This window comes from Pseudomonas sp. CFSAN084952 (assembly GCF_009648855.1).
Taxonomy (GTDB): domain Bacteria; phylum Pseudomonadota; class Gammaproteobacteria; order Pseudomonadales; family Pseudomonadaceae; genus Aquipseudomonas; species Aquipseudomonas paracarnis.
Genome location: NZ_CP045767.1, coordinates 538,254 through 554,742 on the forward strand (window position 1 = coordinate 538,254; position 16,489 = coordinate 554,742).

Here is a 16,489-nt window from a genome sequence, read left to right on the forward strand (position 1 = left end):
GAACGGTGTTGCTTTTAGTGCTGCAGGATTTTCTCGAGGAAGTGCTGCGCACGCTCGGAGCGTGCGCTGATGTCGCCGAAGAACTCTTCCTTCGGGCAGTCTTCGATGATCTTGCCGGCGTCCATGAAGATCACGCGGTCGGCCACTTTGCGCGCAAAGCCCATTTCGTGGGTCACACACATCATGGTCATGCCTTCGTGGGCCAGTTGCACCATCACGTCGAGCACTTCGTTGACCATTTCCGGGTCCAGCGCCGAGGTCGGTTCGTCGAACAGCATGACGATCGGGTCCATGGCCAGGGCGCGGGCAATCGCCACACGTTGTTGCTGGCCGCCGGAGAGCTGGCCAGGATGCTTGTGGGCGTGAGCCGACAAGCCCACGCGGTCGAGCAGTTGCAGGCCCTTCTTGGTGGCTTCTTCCTTGCTGCGGCCCAAAACCTTGATCTGCGCGATGGTCAGGTTTTCGGTGATGGTCAGGTGCGGGAACAGCTCGAAGTGCTGAAACACCATGCCCACGCGCGAACGCAGTTTTGGCAGGTTGGTCTTCGGGTCGGCGATGGAGGTGCCGTCGACGACAATGTCGCCTTTCTGGAACGGTTCCAGCGCGTTCACGCATTTGATCAGGGTGGATTTGCCCGAGCCGGACGGCCCGCACACCACGATCACTTCGCCTTTTTTAACCTCAGTGCTGCAATCGGTCAGCACCTGGAAGTCGCCATACCACTTGTTGATGTTCTTGATAGAGATCATACGGCAAACCTTTTTTGCAGACGCTTGACCAGCAGCGAGGCGGAAAAGCTGATGATGAAGTAGACGACACCGGCAAAAATCAGGAACTCGTTGGAGCGGCCGATGATGTCGCCGTTGGAGCGGGCGGAGTTGAGGAAGTCCACCAGGCCCACGGTGTAGACCAGGGAGGTGTCCTGGAACAGGATGATCGACTGTTGCAGCAGCAACGGCGTCATCTTGCGGAACGCCTGGGGCAGGATGATCAGGCGCATGGTCTGGCCGTAGGTCATGCCCATGGCTTGTGCCGCCGCCATCTGGCCCTTGGGAATCGACTGCACGCCGGCTCGTACGATTTCGCAGAAGTACGCAGCCTCGAACATCATGAACGCCACGACGCAGGAGGTGAACGCGCCGATCGGGGTGTCTTCGCCGGTGATCCAGCGCAGCACGAACGGCACCGCCAGGTAGAACCAGGTGATCACCAGCAGCAGCGGGATCGAGCGGAAGTAGTTCACATAGGCGCCGGCCACGCGGGACAGCAGTTTATTGGACGACAAGCGCATCAGGGCCAGAATGGTCCCGATGATGATGCCGCCGACCACACCCATGACCATCAGCTTCAAGGTCATGACCATGCCGTTCCACAGGCCCGGGATGGCGGGGATGATGCCGCTGAAATCGAAGTCCATTATTTGCCCCCCACGGAGATCAGGCCGGGCACTGCGACTTTCTTCTCGACCACGCGCATCAGCAGCATCAGGCTCATGTTCAGGGTGAAGTAGATCAGCGTGGCCAGGGTGAAGGCTTCAAACAGGTTGGCCGAGAACTCGGCGGTCTGTTTGGTTTGCGCCAGCAGTTCCATCAAGCCGATCAAGGACGCCACGGAGGAGTTCTTGAACACGTTGAGGAATTCCGAGGTAAGCGGCGGAATGATGATGCGGTAAGCCTGGGGCAGCAGCACGTTCCAGTAGATCTGCGGCAGCTTGAAGCCCATGGCGCGCGCCGCGGATTCCTGGCCCCGTGGCAGCGCCTGGATACCGGTACGCACTTGCTCGCACACACGGGCGGCAGTGAACAGGCCCAGGCACACTACGACACTCAGGTAGGCCGAAGTGGTCGGGTTCAGGTCTTGTTTGTACCAGTCCTGCAGGTTCTGCGGCAGCATGTCCGGTACCAGGAAGTACCAGATGAACAGCTGAACCAGCAGCGGCACGTTACGAAACAGTTCCACGTAGCAGGTCGCGATGCCCGATACGAGGCGGTTTGGCACCGTGCGCATGACCCCCAGAATGGAGCCCAGCAGCAAGGCGATAATCCATGCCACGACAGCGATGGCGATGGTCCAGCCCAGCCCGGAGAGGTACCAGTCGAGATAAGTCTCGCTGCCCACGCCGGTGGACTTGAAGAACACGCCCCAGTCCCAGTTGTAATTCATTAGGGTCTCCCCTCGAGATCGATCGATGTACAAGCACCCGCTTGGGGAAGATCCGTTCCCGCCTGACGTTGAACGCCAGGCACACACGATCGGCTCGAAAACCGCCAGGTCGAGTGTTCCAAGTTAAAACCAGCAGGTAATTACAGACGCCTGAGGGAGGGTTGGCTCCCTCAGGACATAAGCTTAGTCAGGTATCAGATTTTTACTTCTGGCGCTGGTTTGTCGCTAGGGTTAGCGATCAGCTCCTTGACCTTGTCGCTCATCGGGAAGTTCAGGTTCAGGCCTTTCGGTGGGATCGGGCTTTCGAACCATTTGGCGTAGATCTTGTTGATCTCGCCGGACTTGTACAGGGCGACAATGGCGTCATCCACGGCTTTCTTGAAGTCCGGGTCGCCTTTGCGAACCATGCATGCATAGGCTTCGAATGACTGCGGAGTGCCGGTGATAACCCAGTCATCGGGCTTCTTGGCCTTGGCTTCTTCACCGGCCAGCAGGGCGTCGTCCATCATGAATGCAACGGCACGGCCGCTTTCGAGCATCTGGAAGGATTCGCCGTGGTCTTTGGCGGAGATAACGTTCATGCCCATTTGCTTGTCGGCGTTCATCGCCTTGATGATGCGCTCGGACGTGGTGCCGGCGGTGGTCACGACGTTTTTGCCTTTCAGGTCGGCAAAGTCAGCGTAGGACGGCTTGCCTTCCTTGTCTTTCTTGACCAGCAGGCGGGTGCCGATTTCGAAGATGTTGACGGTGAAGTCAACTTGCTGGGCGCGTTCGGCGTTATTGGTGGTGGAGCCGCACTCCAGATCCGCGGTGCCGTTCTGGATCAACGGGATACGGGTTTGCGAGGTCACCAGGTTGTACTTGGCTTTGAGGTCGGGTTTGTTCAGGTCTTTTTTCAGTTGCTCGACAACGGCCAACTGGATGTCGTGGGAGTAGCCCACGGGTTTGCCCGAACCATCCGCGATGTAGGAAAACGGAATGGAGCTGTCGCGGTGAGCGAGAGTGATGGTGCCGGAGTCGTTGATTTTCTTCAGTGTGCCGGTGAGTTCGGCGGCAAAAACTGGAGTGCTGATCAGAGCAGCAGCGATAGCTGCGCCCAGGATATGGGGAACGATGCGCATCAATACTTCCTCGACATTTGTTTTTTTTATGAAGCCAGCTGAACGGCTCTCTTGTACAGCAACTGCCCGTGACGGCTCCTAAGGCGCCTCAGGCAATCGTTGAAGAGTGTAGAGCATGAGTCGTGCCATACCGAAAATAAAAGGATAACTACATGATTTATATGGAAATTAACTTTTTGTTTCGATGATATTTTCGGTCTTTGATCCGGCAAACCGAATAGAGCAGAGGGGCACGTTCGGAAAACCGAATAGTCTGTAGAGCGAGCTTGCTCGCGAAAAACGCAAAAACGCCGCGTTTATGCTGAATAAACGCGGCGCTCTCTAGTTTTCTGCGAGCAAGCTCGCTCCTACAGTCAGGCGGTCAGGCCGCTTCGATCTTGCTGCGGTTCTGCTCGACCTTGGACAAATAGCGTTGCAGGTTTTCCTGCTCCTGCTCGGTGGTGAACAGGCCAAGCTTGGTACGGCGCCACAGCACGTCCTGCGGTTGCGTCACCCACTCTTCGGCGCACAGATAGTCGACTTCGCGGCTATACAGGCCGCCACCCAGGTGGTCACCCAGATCGGCGAGCGTTTGCACGCCCTCCAGCAAGCGCCAGGTGCGGCTGCCGTAAGTGGTGGACCAGCGGCGGGCGATCTCGCTCGGTACCCAGTCGAACTTGGCGCGGATGGCGTCAGCCAGGGCTTCAGGGGTGGTCATGTCTTCACCGCCGGGCAGGCTGGCCGTGGCGGTCCAGCTAGGGCGCATCTGGGTGAAGTACGGCGCCAGTTGGGCCATGGCCGACTCGGCCAGTTTGCGATAGGTGGTCAGCTTGCCGCCGAATACCGACAGGATCGGCGCTTCGCCGGTGCCGCCGGACAAGGCCAGGGTGTAATCGCGCGTGATGGCCGATGGGTTGTCGGACTCGTCGTTGCACAGCGGGCGCACGCCGGAGTAAGTGTGGACGATATCGTCACGGCTCAGTTGTTTCTTGAAGTGCGCGTTGACCACTTTGAGCATGTAGTCGGTTTCGCCTTCGGTGATCGCCACTGCAGCCGGGTCGCCGGTGTATTCGCGGTCGGTGGTGCCGATGATCGTCAAGTGGTTCAGGTACGGAATAGTGAAGACGATGCGCTGGTCTTCGTTCTGCAGGATGTGCGCGTGGGCGCCTTCGTACAGGCGCGGCACGATCAGGTGGCTGCCTTGAATCAGGCGGATGCCGTAGGGCGAATCCAGCTTCAGGTCGTCCTTGATGAATTTGGCCACCCAAGGGCCGGCAGCATTCACCAGGGCGCGGGCGCGGATCGAGAACAGGCTGCCGTCGGCACGCTCCATGTTCATTTCCCACAGGCCGTTACTGCGATGGGCGCTGACGCAACGGGTCTGCGTGTGGATGTGCGCGCCTTTCTCGCGGGCCGCCATGGCGTTGAGCACGACCAAGCGGGCGTCATCGACCCAGCAGTCGGAGTATTCGAAGCCTCGGGTAATTTCACTTTTCAGCGGGCTGTCGGCACCGAACTTGAGGCTTTTGGAGCCTGCCAGTTTTTCGCGCTTGCCCAAGTGGTCATACAGGAACAAGCCAGCGCGAATCATCCACGCCGGGCGCAAGTGCGGGCGGTGCGGCAGCACGAAGCGCATTTGCTTGACGATGTGTGGGGCTTTGCCTAGCAGCACCTCACGTTCGGCCAGGGCTTCGCGCACCAGGCGGAATTCGTAGTGTTCCAGGTAACGCAGGCCGCCGTGGATCAGCTTACTGCTGGCCGAGGAGGTGTGGCTGGCCAAGTCATCCTTTTCGCAAAGGAATACCGACAAACCGCGACCGGCTGCGTCTGCCGCAATCCCGACGCCATTGATCCCGCCACCAATTACGGCAACGTCATAGACTTCGGCAAGCGGTGGAGCAGGCAAGGTGGAAGGGTTCATCGGCTGGCCTCGCGATCTTTTCGTCTTGGAATTCGAACATTAATGTTCATTTGCGAAAATGGTAGCTGATAATTGCGGGCACAGCCACCCGACTTCGATTGAAAAAACTCATCGAAGGGCGGAGAAAGGAAGAATTATGAACAAAGGTGAATGTATGGGTGTGAGTGAGGCCGTCATCGCGGGCAAGCCCGGCTCCCACATTTAATCGCATTTCAAACTGTGGGAGTCGGGCTTGCCCGCGATGACGCCTGAACAGGCGCTAAACGACTTCCAGCCGCACCTTGTGCTCATTCAGCACTTGCACCAAGGCCGGCACCGGCTGCTGGTCAGTCACCAGGCAGTCCACCAGGCTGATCGGCCCCAGGCGAATCATGGCATTGCGCCCGAATTTGCTGGAGTCTGCCGCCAGAATCACTTGCCGCGCATTGGCGATGATGGCCTGGGAAACCCGCACTTCTTGGTAATCGAAGTCCAGCAGGCTGCCGTCCTCGTCGATCCCGCTGATGCCCACCAGGGCAAAGTCGACCTTGAACTGGTTGATGAAGTCGACACTGGCCTGGCCCACCACGCCACCGTCACGGCGTACATTGCCGCCGGTGAGCAACACATCAAAGTCGTCCTTGGCACTGAGCATGGTGGCGACGTTGAGGTTGTTGGTGATGATTTTCAGGTGGTTGTGATTGAGCAGCGCACGGGCGATGGATTCGGTGGTGGTGCCAATGTTGATGAACAGCGAGGCATGATCGGGAATCTGCGCGGCGATGGCTTCACCGATGCGTTGCTTCTCGTCGCGCATCTGGTCGGCACGCATGGCGTACGCGGTATTCTCGACACTGGAGTCATAGGCTGCGCCGCCGTGGTAGCGGCGCAACAGGTTGGCGTCCGCCAGCTGGTTGATATCGCGGCGGATGGTTTGCGGGGTGACAACGAATAGCTGCGCCATTTCCTCGATACTGACGTAGCCGCGTTCGCGGACCAGTTCGAGGATTTGTTGTTGGCGGGGAGGCAGATTCATGGGGCGTCCTTTGGGCTGCCATACAAAAGTGGCCCATGATGACGCAGGAATCCGCTCCCTGCCAGTTACAACCTACCGTAAGCCAGCGCTTGGCTTATTCGGCGCCTTCGTGCGGCTCCCAGTCACGGGTGCGGCTCACGGCTTTTTGCCAGCCGGCATAGAGTTTTTCTTTGGCCGCTTCATCCAGCTGTGGTTCGAACTCGCGCTCGATCACTGCTTTGCCGCGCAACTCGTCCAGGCTGCCCCAGAAGCCACACGCCAGGCCGGCCAGGTAGGCTGCGCCCAAGGCAGTGGTCTCACGCATTTGCGGGCGTTCTACCTGGGTGCCGAGGATGTCGGCCTGGAATTGCATCAGGAAATTGTTGGCAACCGCGCCGCCGTCCACGCGCAAGGCCTTGAGGCGTTCGCCCGAGTCCTGTTGCATGGCGTCGAGGACGTCGCGGGTCTGGTAGGCAATCGACTCCAGGGCTGCGCGAATAATGTGGTCTACGCGTACGCCACGGGTCAGGCCGAACAGTGCGCCACGGGCATACGGGTCCCAGTAGGGCGCGCCGAGGCCGGTGAAGGCGGGTACCAGGTACACGCCGTTGCTGTCTTTGACCTTGCCGGCAAAGTATTCGGTGTCGTGGGCATCGTTGATGATCTTCAGTTCGTCACGCAGCCATTGCACGGTGGAGCCGCCGTTGAAGACCGCGCCTTCCAGGGCATAGGCAACCTCACCGCGCGGGCCGCAGGCAATGGTGGTGAGCATGCCGTGCTTGGATTTCACCGCCTTGTCGCCGGTGTTCATCAGCAGGAAGCAGCCGGTGCCGTAGGTGTTCTTGGCCTGGCCCGCCTCCACGCACATCTGGCCAAACAGGGCCGCTTGCTGGTCGCCGGCAATGCCACCGATAGCGATGCCGCTCTTGGTACGGCCATAGATTTGCGACGATGACTTCACTTCAGGGAGCATTTCCCGTGGGATGTCGAGAATCTCCAGCATCTTCGCATCCCACTCCAGGGTGTGGATGTTGAAGAGCATGGTGCGCGACGCGTTGGTGTAGTCGGTGACGTGGGTCTTGCCGCCGGTAAATTTCCAGATCAGCCAGCTGTCGACAGTGCCGAACAGCAGTTCGCCATTGCGCGCACGTTCGCGGCTGCCTTCGACGTTGTCGAGGATCCATTTGAGCTTGGTGCCGGAGAAGTACGGGTCGGTCACAAGGCCCGTGGTGTCGCTGATGTATTGCTCATGGCCGTCGCGCTTGAGCTGCTGGCAGATCTCGGTACTGCGGCGGCACTGCCAGACAATAGCGTTGTAGATCGGGCGGCCGGTGATCTTGTCCCAGACCACCGTGGTTTCACGCTGGTTGGTGATACCGATGGCGGCCACCTGGTCATGGTGCAGGCCGGCCTGGGCCAGCGCCTCAACCATCACCGCGCTCTGGGTGGCGAAGATTTCCATCGGGTCATGTTCAACCCAGCCCGCCTGCGGGTAGTGCTGGACGAATTCACGCTGGGCGGTACACACCACGTTGGCGTCACGATCGAAGATGATCGCCCGGGAACTGGTGGTGCCCTGATCAAGGGCAATGATGTAGTTCTTATTCTGAAGGTCGGTCATGTCAATTGCCTTGGACGAAATAAGGAAGTCAGAAATCAGCCTGGGCCGCGAAGGGCAGGGGACCAGGCTGGCGCTTTCAGGAAATACGAGTCTTGCCGTTGACAGCCGTGTCAGGTGTTTCTTCAGCGATAGCCGGTGCTGCGCTCGGCAGATGGCGGGCAATCAGCCCGCGATAGGCCGCAGCACCCAGGCATGCGCCGACAATCGGGGCGAAAATCGGCACCAGGAAGTAAGGAATATCTCGACCGCCAGTAAAGGCCATTTCACCCCAACCGGCGAAAAAGGTCATCAGCTTGGGGCCGAAATCCCGTGCCGGGTTCATCGCAAAGCCGGTCAGGGGGCCCATGGCGCTACCAATCACCGCGATCAGCAAACCGATCAGCAGGGGCGCCAGGGGGCCGCGTGGCAGGCCGTTGTTATCGTCGGTGAGGGCCATGATCACGCCCATCAGGATGGCGGTGATGACCATTTCCACCAGGAATGCCTGGGCCGTGCTCAGCAGCGCATGAGGATAGGTGGAGAACACCGAGGCCAATTCCAGGCTGGCTTGGGAGCCGCGGACCATGTGGTGGGTTTGTTCGTAATCGAAAAACAGATTGCTGTAGAGCGTGTACACCAGGGCGGCGGAGCAAAAGGCGCCGGCGACCTGGGCAAGAATATAGAAGGGCAGTTTGCGCTTTTCAAAATCGGCAAAGATGCACAGGGCGATACTGACCGCTGGGTTGAGGTGAGCCCCGGAAATACCGGCACTCAGGTAGATCGCCATGCTCACGCCGACCCCCCAGATGATACTGATTTCCCACAAGCCAAAGCTCGCACCCGCGACCTTGAGCGCGGCGACGCATCCTGTACCGAAGAAGATCAGCAGCGCGGTGCCCAGGAATTCGGCCATGCATTGGCTCGAAAGTGAAGGCTGTTGAAGAGCAGTTGTCATGGAAAACCTCAATTGTTGTTCTTGTCTTGCGCACGGCCTCAACGGGCAGTTGCGCGATATTCACCACGAGAAGGATCCCCATCCTGGATCGCGGCTTACTGCGGAGTACCAGAGGATTATTCCTACGGTATTCGGAAACGAAAAAATATAGACAAGAATGACCGCTGTCAAAGGTCGAAAGTGAACCATTGGTCATTTCCGAACTATTGGTGTGATGAATGATCATGGCCAAGGCGCGTTGCTTAAGCGGTAATAGGTCTGTGCTAGAGCGTTTTAGGTAGGCTTGGCCTAGAATTGGCCATCAGTTTGCCCGCCCGGAGCCGCTATGACCCCTGCATTGGACCTGTTGAAAAAAGTTCGCGCCGAACATCGTGTGCATAGTTATGAACATGATCCCAAGGCAGCCTCGTATGGGCTGGAGGCCGCGGAGAAATTGAGCCTGGACCCGGCCCAGGTGTTCAAGACGCTGCTGGCGAGCAGTGAGAAGGGTGAATTGTTGGTGGCGGTGGTGCCGGTCGTCGGAAGTCTGGACTTGAAAGCCCTGGCTCACGCTGCGGGTGTGAAGAAAGTCGAAATGGCTGACCCGGCAGCGGCGCAGCGCTCCACGGGTTATCTGTTGGGCGGCATCAGTCCGTTGGGGCAGAAAAAGCGCCTGCGCACGTTTATCGATGAAACGGCGCAACCCTTTGCAACGATTTTTGTCAGCGCGGGCAGAAGAGGCCTGGAAGTTGAATTGCCAGCGGCGGTGCTGGCAGAACACACCCAGGCCAAATTCGCACCGATCGGGCGGGCCTGATAATCATCTTTGAAGTCTATGAGGATCAAATGTGGAAGCTGGCTTGCCTGCGATAGCATCAACGCGGTGTAACAGATAACCCGAGTTGTCTGTATCGCAGGCAAGCCAGCTCCCACAGTTTGATCCGGTTTCGTCAGTGAGCGACGCTGTGGCGGCGCACGCCTGACTCAACAGCGGGAATCTGCGCCGCTGTGCTGCCGGATGCCTGGAACACCACCAAATGTTCAGCCGCCACACGGATCCCCACCTCTGCGCCCACTTGGTGATCGGCATGGCTGGGGAAAATCGACTCTAATTGCGCGCCGGTCGGCAGCTGTAACCGGTACAGCGTTGAGGCGCCGAGGAAGGTCTTGCCGACGATCCGGGCTTTCAACGCGCTGTCCGGCGCATACACGATGTCGTCCGGGCGCAGCAGCACATCCACTGCTGCACCGGTCGGCAAGGTATAGGCTCGGTTTCCGCGCAAGTCGCCCAGTTCAGTGCTGACCGATTCCGGTGAGTTCAGCCGCCCACGGATGAAATACCCCTGGCCGATGAAACTGGCAACGTAAGGCGTCTGCGGTTCGTGATAGAGGTTGTAGGGTGTGTCCCACTGCTCCAGTCGGCCTTCCTTGAAGACCCCGACGTGATCGCTGACGGCGAAGGCCTCTTCCTGATCATGGGTCACCAGGATCGCGCTAGTGCCGCGTGCCTTGAGGATGTCGCGCACTTCATGGCTGAGCTTGCGGCGCAGTTCGCCATCGAGGTTGGAAAAGGGTTCATCCAGCAACAGCAGCTGCGGCTCCGGCGCCAGGGCGCGGGCGAGGGCGACGCGTTGTTGCTGGCCACCGGAAAGCTCATGGGGGAAGCGCTTGCCCAGGTTCTTCAAGTTGACCAGTTCCAGCAACTCGGCGACCACGCGCTCTTTTTGCGGGTGTTTGCGAATGCCAAAGGCGATGTTGTCAGTCACGCTCAGGTGCGGGAACAATGCGTAGTCCTGGAACACCATACCGATGCGACGCTTCTCCGGCGCGAGGGTGAAACCGGCGCGGGAGATGACGTCGCCCGCCAGGCTGATTTCGCCTTCATGCACCGGCTCAAAGCCTGCGATCGCGCGCAGGGTAGTGGTCTTGCCGCAGCCCGAAGAGCCGAGCAGGCAACCGATATCACCGGCGTTGAGGTGCAGGTTGAGGTTCTGCACCACCCGCTGGTCTTGATAGCCGCATGCCAGATTGCGCAGGTTCAGCAGTAATGGCTGGCTCATGCGTGGTGGTACGACGGCGGGACGAGGAATTCGAGCAATGCTTTTTGCGCATGCAGGCGGTTCTCGGCCTGATCCCACGCGACTGAGCGCGGATCGTCGAGCAGGTCCTGGCTGATTTCTTCGCCCCGGTGGGCGGGTAGGCAGTGCATGAACAGCACGTCCGGCGCGGCCAGGTCGAGCAACGCGCGAGTCACCTGGAACGGCGCGAACCGGGCCAGGCGCTTGGCGGTTTCGTCTTCCTGGCCCATGGAGGTCCAGACGTCTGTGCTCACCAGGTGCGCGCCGACCACTGCGTCTTTTGGATCGCGCAGCAGTTGCACACGGCCATCGGCCTTGGCCATGAACTCGGCGCTGGGCTCGTAGCCTTCAGGGCAGGCGATACGCAGGTGGAAGTCGAACTGGATCGCCGCTTCTATATAGCTGTTGCACATATTGTTGCCGTCGCCGATCCAGGCCACGGTCTTTCCTTGGATCGAGCCACGGTGTTCGAGGAAGGTTTGCATGTCGGCCAGCAACTGGCAGGGATGCAGGTCATCGGACAGGCCGTTGATCACGGGCACACGGGAGTTGGCGGCAAATTCGGTCAAGGTGCTGTGGGCGAAGGTACGGATCATCACGGCATCGAGCATGCGCGACATCACGATGGCGCAATCGCTGATCGGCTCACCACGGCCCAACTGGGTGTCGCGCGGTGACAGGAAGATGGCCTGGCCACCCAGCTGGATCATGCCGGCTTCGAACGACAGGCGTGTGCGCGTCGAGGACTTTTCGAAAATCATCCCGAGCACCCGGTTTTTCAACGGCTCAAACAGTACACCGCGGTTACGCAGGTCTTTAAGCTCAATGCCGCGACGGATCACGCTGACCAGCTCTTCGGGCGTGCAATCCATCAGGGAGAGAAAGTGCCTTGCGCTCATCATTAACTACCTTTTGCAACAGACCGCAGATACTCAAAGCCTTGTTTATTGCGACAACGGGCGAGACCTGCGGCGAAAGCCGCACGGGGCGACGAAATAGGGGAAGACGCGATATTGACATTAAATGTCGCGTTTTACCAATAGGGCTACGGCTTTAGGGATGTTCAAGCAGGGCGCTGGCGCGCGTTTGAAGACGATTTCCTGACAGCAGCGAGCCATTTGTACACTGGCGTCCAGGCCTTTTGCAATGCGCGGGGGCGGGCTTGGGCCAGGCCGCGTCGGTTTCAGCGCCTGCTGGCAAGGTTTCTGAAACATTTGCTCATGCTTAGCCATGCCCTGGCCTATGCCTGTCGATTCACAACGCGAAGGTTGCTGGCGCCCCAAGTGGTCGCGGCCCATAGTTGAGCCAAAGCCCCTATAAAAGAGACTGGCCATGACCAAGACTCTCCACCACCGTGCCTGCCACCTGTGCGAAGCCATCTGCGGCCTCACCCTGGAAACCACCCAAGGCGAAGACGGTCGCCTGGCGATCACCTCGATCAAGGGCGACCCTCTGGACAGTTTCAGTCGCGGCCACATCTGCCCCAAAGCCGTGGCCCTGCAGGACATCCAGAATGACCCGGACCGCCTGCACCAACCCATGCGGCGGGTGGGCAGCGAATGGCAGCCGATTGGCTGGGATGAAGCCTTTGCCCTGGTGGCCGAGCGGCTTGCGGGTATCCAGGCGCGGCATGGGCAGAACGCGGTGGCGGTGTATCAGGGCAACCCAAGCGTGCATAACTATGGGTTGATGACCCACAGCAACTACTTTCTAGGGCTGTTGAAGACGCGCAATCGCTTTTCCGCGACCTCGGTAGACCAGTTGCCTCATCACCTCACCAGCCACCTGATGTACGGCCACGGCCTGTTGTTGCCCATCCCCGACATCGACCAGACCGACTTCATGTTGATCCTCGGCGGCAACCCGCTGGCCTCCAATGGCAGCATCATGACCGTGCCCGATGTGGAAAAACGCCTCAAGGCCATCCAGGCGCGGGGCGGAAAAGTGGTGGTGGTCGACCCGCGGCGCAGCGAGACGGCAGCCATCGCCGACCAGCACGTGTTCGTACGTCCCGGCGGCGATGCGGCGTTGTTGTTTGGGGTGCTCAACACGTTGTTCACAGAAGGGCTGACACGCGACAGCCATTTGCCGGTGGAAGGCCTGGATGATGTACGCAAGGCGATTGCCGGCTTCGATGCCGAGGCCATGAGCCGCCAGTGTGCGGTGCCTGCCGAGCAGATCCGCCAGTTGGCCAGGGACTTCGCCGGCGCTGACAAGGCCGTTTGTTATGGCCGCATGGGGGTCTCGACCCAGGCGTTTGGCACGCTGTGCCATTGGCTGGTGCAACTGATCAACCTGGTGACCGGCAATCTGGACCGCGTCGGCGGCGCGCTCTGCACCAGCCCCGCGGTGGACCTGGTGGCCTCCACCAGCGGCGGCCATTTCAACCGCTGGCAGAGCCGCGTGTCCGGACGCCCGGAGTACGGTGGAGAACTGCCGGTGTCGGCGCTGGCCGAAGAAATGCTGACCGAGGGTGAAGGGCAGATCCGCGCCCTCGTGACGGTGGCCGGCAACCCGGTGCTGTCCACACCTAACGGTCGCCAATTGGAGCAAGCACTGGACGGGTTGGAATTCATGGTCAGCATCGACCTGTATATCAACGAGACCACGCGTTATGCCGACCTGATCTTGCCCTCCACCTCGGCGCTGGAAAACGATCACTACGACACCACCTTCAATCTGTTTGCGGTGCGCAATGTCACGCGCTTCAATCGTGCCATCCTGCCCAAGCCTGAGGGGGCGTTGCATGACTGGGAGATTTTTGTCGGCTTGGCCAAGGCGTTTGCGGCGCACACTGGCGCGGTGCTCAAGCCCACCCTGCCACCGGCACAGATGATCGACTTCGGCCTGCGTGCGGGTGCCTATGGTGACGCATCCAGTCATAAACTGTCGGTGGCCATGCTGGCGGATCATCCCCATGGCGTGGACCTGGGGCCGCTCAAGCCCAACCTCGGGGCACGTTTGAAAACCGCGGATGGCAAGGTGCAAGCGGCACCGGCCGTGATCCTGGCAGACCTGGCGCGTTTCACCGCGCAGCCGTTGCCGGTGGCCGACGAACTGCTATTGATTGGCAGGCGGCATGTGCGCAGCAATAATTCCTGGATGCATAACTATCACCGGCTGGTGAAGGGTAAGCCACGCCATCAACTGCTGATGCACCCCGATGATCTGGCTAGCCGTCAGTTGAGCGATGGCCAGCGGGTGCGGGTGAGTTCGCGTATCGGTATGGTCGAGGTGGAAGTAGCGGCCAGCACGGACATGATGCCGGGTGTGGTCAGCCTGCCTCACGGCTGGGGCCACGGTCGTCCGGGCGTGCAGATGAGCATCGCGAGCAACCAGCCGGGGGCGAGTGCGAATGACTTGACCGACGAGCGGCAATTGGATGAGTTGTCGGGTAATGCGGCGCTCAATGGCGTACCGGTGAAGGTGGCGGCGGCCTGAGCATCCTGCTGGATTTTTGCGTTACAATGCGCCACCGTGCCGACCCGTGAGTCGCAAAGTTCCTGCAGAGGTGTTCCATGGATATCATCGAAACGATCAAAGAGCAGATTGCCAACAACACCATTCTGCTTTACATGAAGGGCGCACCTAACGCGCCTCAGTGCGGTTTCTCCGCAAAAGCGTCCCAGGCCGTCATGCAATGCGGCGAGAAGTTCGCTTACGTGGATATCCTGCAAAACCCTGAAATCCGTGCCAACCTGCCAAAGTACGCCAACTGGCCGACTTTCCCGCAGTTGTGGGTAGCCGGTGAGCTGGTTGGCGGTAGCGACATCATCACTGAAATGGCAGCTGATGGTTCGCTGCAAGCGCTGATCAAAGACGCAGCGCAAAAAGCAGCAGTCAAGACTGACGCCTAATTGGCGAGCAATAAAAAGCCCCGCTTCTCTGGTGAGAGCGGGGCTTTTTTGTGCCTGAACGCTACGGGTTATTCACCCATCTGCGATTGCAGGTAATTCTCCAGGCTGACCTTGTCGATCAGGCCCAACTGGGTTTCAAGCCAGTCGATATGCTCTTCCTGATCTTCCAGGATATCTTCCAGCAGTTCACGGCTGCCGAAATCGCCCTTGGTTTCGCAGTGAGCGATAGCGGCTTTCAGATCGCTGTGGCTCTTGCGCTCAAAGCCCAGGTCGCTGCTGATCATTTCCTGGGTGTGCTCGCCGATGTTCAGCTTGCCCAAGTCCTGTACGTTCGGCAGGCCTTCCAGGAACAGGATGCGCTTGATCAGCGCGTCGGCGTCCTTCATGGCCTTGATCGACTCTTTGTATTCACGCTTGCCGAGCTTTTCCAGGCCCCAATCGTCGTACATGCGCGCATGCAGAAAGTACTGATTGATCGCGACCAGTTCATTGGCAAGGATTTTGTTGAGTTGCTGGATGACTGAGATGTCGCCTTTCATGACTGGGGTCCTGCCCTGTAATAGCTGTGTATAGGGCGGAGTCTGAGCGGTGAAAATCCTAGTGTCAAACCTAAGTTATTGAATAATAAATGAAAATTAATCGGAATAAGAATGTTTGTGTTCCGCGTCTTGGCGCTAACTATTTGAATTGATGGCATAAAAAAACCGGACACTAGGTCCGGTTCTTCAAAACATGCCTATTCAGGCGTGTTTAAATTCTGCTGGGTAGGGGAGCGCGGCCTGGGCTGTTTGCAGCTGCGTCAGGGTTTCCCGTACCACTTGCTTGGCCAGGCAAGCACATTTGCCACACTGGCTGGCAACGCCGGTGGTTTCACGTACTTCCTTATAGCTGCAGCAACCTTCGTAGATTGCTTCGCGGATTTGTCCGTCGGTGACGCCAGTGCAGAGGCAGACATACATAAGTGAGAACCGTCGCGGGTTTATGGCTTAAGTGCGATGGATCTTAATGTTAACGAGAATGATTGTCAAAATAGTTTCAGCAGCAATCCGGGGGGAATTGCCCGTGCGCTGACGAACGGTTTTTTCGGTGTATGATGGTCGGTCTTCACGAAGCGTGATTGCGTCATATTTCTGTCTGTTTCCACAGGCAGATTCGACCGGTCCTTTTACTTCAATCGTCACCCCTATATCAGGAGATATCCAATGAGCGTACTCGTCGGTAAACAAGCCCCGGATTTCGACGTACCAGCCGTCCTCGGCAATGGCGAAATCGTAGACAGCTTCAAGCTGTCTGAAGCCATCAAAGGCAAATACGGCCTGGTGTTCTTCTACCCGCTGGACTTCACCTTCGTCTGCCCTTCAGAGCTGATCGCCCTGGACCACCGCATGGACGATTTTAAGGCGCGCAATGTTGAAGTGGTCGCGGTTTCCATCGACTCCCATTTCACCCACAACGCCTGGCGCAACACCGCCATCAACGACGGCGGAATTGGCAAAGTCAAATACACCATGGCTGCCGACATGAAGCACGACATCGCCAAGGCCTACGACGTTGAGTCCGAAGGCGGCGTGGCGTTCCGTGGCGCGTTCCTGATCGACGACAAGGGCGTTGTGCGCTCGCAGATCATCAACGACCTGCCGCTGGGCCGTAACATGGAAGAGCTGATCCGCCTGGTCGACGCGCTGCAATTCCACGAAGAGCACGGCGAAGTCTGCCCTGCCAACTGGAAAAAAGGCGACAAAGGCATGAACGCTTCGCCAGAAGGCGTTGCGGCTTACCTGACCGAGAACGCTGGCAAGCTGTAAGCCAACGTCACGGTAAAAAAAACCGGCCTGAAAAGGC

Annotated in this window: 16 protein-coding genes; 4 read left to right on the forward strand and 12 right to left on the reverse strand. The window is 58.9% G+C overall.

The annotated features are described in order from the left end of the window. Positions 1 to 14: 14 nt before the first annotated feature. The 8 genes from GH769_RS02425 to GH769_RS02460 all read right to left on the reverse strand — a co-directional run bounded on the left by GH769_RS02425 (position 15) and on the right by GH769_RS02460 (position 8,733). On the reverse strand, positions 15 to 749 hold the full coding sequence (locus tag GH769_RS02425) for an amino acid ABC transporter ATP-binding protein (RefSeq protein ID WP_003188952.1): 735 nt from the start codon (positions 747 to 749) through the stop codon (positions 15 to 17). After that, positions 746 to 1,417, reverse strand: a complete 672-nt coding sequence (locus GH769_RS02430; RefSeq protein WP_003188954.1) for an amino acid ABC transporter permease — start codon at positions 1,415 to 1,417, stop codon at positions 746 to 748. The genes GH769_RS02425 and GH769_RS02430 overlap by 4 nt, the downstream gene beginning before the upstream one ends. Next, the gene (locus tag GH769_RS02435; RefSeq protein ID WP_014717132.1) at positions 1,417 to 2,163 is read right to left on the reverse strand and encodes an amino acid ABC transporter permease; all 747 of its coding nucleotides are present in this window, start codon (positions 2,161 to 2,163) and stop codon (positions 1,417 to 1,419) included. The genes GH769_RS02430 and GH769_RS02435 overlap by 1 nt, the downstream gene beginning before the upstream one ends. A gap of 194 nt (positions 2,164 to 2,357) precedes the next feature. Continuing rightward, entirely contained in the window at positions 2,358 to 3,284 is a 927-nt protein-coding gene (locus GH769_RS02440; RefSeq protein ID WP_005785249.1) for a glutamate/aspartate ABC transporter substrate-binding protein, read from the reverse strand. 361 nt (positions 3,285 to 3,645) lie between these two features. Then, a complete protein-coding gene (gene glpD / locus GH769_RS02445; protein WP_020301173.1) occupies positions 3,646 to 5,184 on the reverse strand; it encodes a glycerol-3-phosphate dehydrogenase in 1,539 nt (512 codons plus the stop codon). A gap of 259 nt (positions 5,185 to 5,443) precedes the next feature. Beyond that, positions 5,444 to 6,199, reverse strand: a complete 756-nt coding sequence (locus tag GH769_RS02450) for a DeoR/GlpR family transcriptional regulator (RefSeq protein ID WP_014717134.1) — start codon at positions 6,197 to 6,199, stop codon at positions 5,444 to 5,446. A gap of 94 nt (positions 6,200 to 6,293) precedes the next feature. Beyond that, positions 6,294 to 7,799 (reverse strand): glycerol kinase GlpK, encoded by a 1,506-nt coding sequence (gene glpK, locus GH769_RS02455; RefSeq protein ID WP_014717135.1) that lies wholly within the window; start codon positions 7,797 to 7,799, stop codon positions 6,294 to 6,296. Positions 7,800 to 7,875: 76 nt separating this feature from the next. Continuing rightward, positions 7,876 to 8,733 (reverse strand): MIP/aquaporin family protein, encoded by an 858-nt coding sequence (locus GH769_RS02460; protein ID WP_014717136.1) that lies wholly within the window; start codon positions 8,731 to 8,733, stop codon positions 7,876 to 7,878. A gap of 325 nt (positions 8,734 to 9,058) precedes the next feature. On the opposite strand from GH769_RS02460, the gene ybaK reads away from it, so the two are divergent. Next, on the forward strand, positions 9,059 to 9,529 hold the full coding sequence (gene ybaK / locus GH769_RS02465) for a Cys-tRNA(Pro) deacylase (RefSeq protein WP_014717137.1): 471 nt from the start codon (positions 9,059 to 9,061) through the stop codon (positions 9,527 to 9,529). Positions 9,530 to 9,662: 133 nt separating this feature from the next. Here the strand turns inward: ybaK and GH769_RS02470 are convergent, their stop codons facing one another. Continuing rightward, the gene (locus tag GH769_RS02470) at positions 9,663 to 10,772 is read right to left on the reverse strand and encodes an ABC transporter ATP-binding protein (RefSeq protein WP_032903291.1); all 1,110 of its coding nucleotides are present in this window, start codon (positions 10,770 to 10,772) and stop codon (positions 9,663 to 9,665) included. Continuing rightward, positions 10,769 to 11,689 (reverse strand): ornithine carbamoyltransferase, encoded by a 921-nt coding sequence (gene argF, locus GH769_RS02475; RefSeq protein WP_014717139.1) that lies wholly within the window; start codon positions 11,687 to 11,689, stop codon positions 10,769 to 10,771. The genes GH769_RS02470 and argF overlap by 4 nt, the downstream gene beginning before the upstream one ends. 433 nt (positions 11,690 to 12,122) lie before the next feature. Here argF and GH769_RS02480 point away from each other — a divergent pair, with 433 nt between their 5' ends. Together GH769_RS02480 and grxD are read left to right on the forward strand one after the other, a co-directional pair. Further along, positions 12,123 to 14,231, forward strand: coding sequence for a molybdopterin oxidoreductase family protein (locus GH769_RS02480; RefSeq protein ID WP_014717140.1), 2,109 nt, complete (start codon positions 12,123 to 12,125; stop codon positions 14,229 to 14,231). Positions 14,232 to 14,308: 77 nt separating this feature from the next. After that, a complete protein-coding gene (grxD, locus tag GH769_RS02485; protein WP_014717141.1) occupies positions 14,309 to 14,647 on the forward strand; it encodes a Grx4 family monothiol glutaredoxin in 339 nt (112 codons plus the stop codon). Between the two features lie 68 nt (positions 14,648 to 14,715). Here grxD and bfr read toward each other — a convergent pair whose 3' ends face one another. Continuing rightward, positions 14,716 to 15,186 (reverse strand): bacterioferritin, encoded by a 471-nt coding sequence (bfr, locus tag GH769_RS02490; protein WP_012722487.1) that lies wholly within the window; start codon positions 15,184 to 15,186, stop codon positions 14,716 to 14,718. A 201-nt stretch (positions 15,187 to 15,387) separates the two neighbouring features. Then, entirely contained in the window at positions 15,388 to 15,606 is a 219-nt protein-coding gene (locus tag GH769_RS02495) for a bacterioferritin-associated ferredoxin (RefSeq protein ID WP_003188977.1), read from the reverse strand. Between the two features lie 243 nt (positions 15,607 to 15,849). Here GH769_RS02495 and GH769_RS02500 point away from each other — a divergent pair, with 243 nt between their 5' ends. Then, positions 15,850 to 16,452 (forward strand): peroxiredoxin, encoded by a 603-nt coding sequence (locus tag GH769_RS02500; protein ID WP_003172097.1) that lies wholly within the window; start codon positions 15,850 to 15,852, stop codon positions 16,450 to 16,452. Positions 16,453 to 16,489: the final 37 nt, after the last annotated feature.